The sequence below is a fragment of the Methylobacterium sp. E-065 genome, assembly GCF_022829605.1.
In the GTDB taxonomy this organism is placed as follows: domain Bacteria; phylum Pseudomonadota; class Alphaproteobacteria; order Rhizobiales; family Beijerinckiaceae; genus Methylobacterium.
In genome coordinates this window covers 1-1,860 of record NZ_JAKSYD010000222.1, presented here as the reverse complement: position 1 = coordinate 1,860, position 1,860 = coordinate 1, and the positions used below count along the sequence as shown (strand labels likewise).

At 67.0% G+C, this 1,860-nt stretch carries 2 protein-coding genes; both read left to right on the top strand.

Features of this window, described 5'->3' with window-relative positions; genetic code table 11:
* Nucleotides 1–55 precede the first annotated feature (55 nt).
* A complete protein-coding gene (locus MKK84_RS25975; RefSeq protein WP_243924908.1) occupies nt 56–322 on the top strand; it encodes a hypothetical protein in 267 nt (88 codons plus the stop codon).
* A 270-nt stretch (nt 323–592) separates the two neighbouring features.
* Nucleotides 593–1,860, top strand: a 1,268-nt coding sequence (locus MKK84_RS25970) for a methyl-accepting chemotaxis protein (RefSeq protein ID WP_243924907.1), incomplete at its 3' end; no start/stop codon positions are given.

The following is a 1,860-nucleotide window of genomic DNA, read 5'->3' as shown; positions in this document are numbered from 1 at the left end:
GCGAAAATTCCGCCCGGGCGAAACTTCAGCCTGAGCCAGCCCGTACCGCTCGCCCATGAGCGAACAACACGACAAGCCCTCGTCCTTGGATGCCGCGTTAGCCGCGCAGATCCATGCTGCCCGCGTCCGAGGCGCCTACTCGATCGAGACCCTGGCGGCGCTCGCGCAGGTCACCCCCGAGGTGATCGCTAAACTTGAACATGGCTTGCCGATCGCCGACGCCGGGGCACGAGACCGCGTCATGGACGTGCTCGGCCAGCGTCCCGATAGCCACCTCTACCCCGCCAGCCCCGCTCACCTCAGCCTACGCGCTCCGAAATGAGAATGAAGGTGCGGGGCAGCCTTTGCACTCATCCGCTTGGCTTCCTCTCGTCACGCGTCGCGCTCGGTCTGATAGCCGCAAGCGGACTACGCGAGCAGCTTGCAGGAGCTGGTTCACGCGCGCCTATCGCTGTGCTCTTACCCGTCGTGCCTTCTCCTCATCCTGTTGCCTGTCGCTCGCCCCAGCCCGCTTTGAGCGCTATGGGCGATGCCGACGTCGCTGCGGCTGTTGCGCGATGCTGACCGTGGGTCAGAGCGAGAAAGGCCAAGCATGCCGAACACGTTTGGCCTCAATCGCACGCTGGGCGGTGCCATCGGCGTCATCGCGCTGGTGTCGGTGCTCAGCAGCGGGGCGGTGCTGGCCACACGCAACCAGCTACAGGATGCAACCGACGCACTCGACCGCTCGACGCAGGTGGTTCGCGGCCTCGACGCTTTTCGCACCGCCATGCTCAACCAGGAGACGGGGCTACGCGGCTACCTGATCACCGGACGCGAGAGCAGTCTGGAACCCTACCGCTCGGGTCGGCCTGCCCTCGACGAGACGATCACCCGCCTGACGACATTGATCGGCGACGATGCCGAGCGATCGCGCCTGTTAGCCGATGCCGTGACGGCCGCCCGCGCGTGGCAGAGCGACATCGGCGAGACCGCCATCCGAGAGATGGCAAACCCAGCGACGCGACCGGATGGGGTGCGCATCGAGGCAGAAGGCAGGGGCAAGCAGTTCTTCGACACCCTGCGGGGTAAGCTTGCCGCTATCGACGTACTGGAGGAGCGGACCCGAGCCGCGCAAGCTGCACGTGTCGGTCAAGCCCAGCGCGATGAGAGCTTCGCTCTGTGGGGTGGTACCCTGCTCACCCTGCTGATCTGCGCCATGATCGGCTTCGCCATCAACCGCCTGATCGTTCGGCCACTGGTGCGCGTGATGAGCTTCGTCGAGCGGGTTGGGGAAGGCGACCTCACCGGCAAACTGGGGGAGGGCGGGCACAACGAGATCGGCCGCTTGGGCCACAGCCTCAACGCGATGGTGGCGGGGCTCTCAGACCTTGCGCGCGCCAACCGAACCGCCACGGCCGACCTGAACGCCGCCGCGGCCGAGATCCGTGCCTCGGCGCAGGAGCAGGCGGCCTCGGTCGAACAGCAATTCGCCGCCGTGCAGGAGACCGCCGCAACCATGGATGAGATCACTCAGTTGGGCGCCCAGACGGCCAAGCGCGCCACGGAGGTGATCGCCACCGCGCAGGCCACCGCCCAGACCTCCCGCCAGGGCCTGCGCGCCGTATCCCACACCGCCAAGGCCATGGACGCGATCCGCGAGCAGGCCGAGGCGGTGGCCGGCAACATCGTCAGCCTGTCGGAGAAGACCCATACGATCGGCGACATCATCGAGACGGCGGCGGTGGGTCGTACCCAAAGCGGTTGCTGGTGCCGGCAGCTCCGCTATCCTGCCAGGATGCGCACAGTCCTCGCCGCCCTCGCTCTCGTCGTTGCTGCTGGTGGAGCGCGGGCTCAGCAGCAGCTTCCGACAGTTCCCGA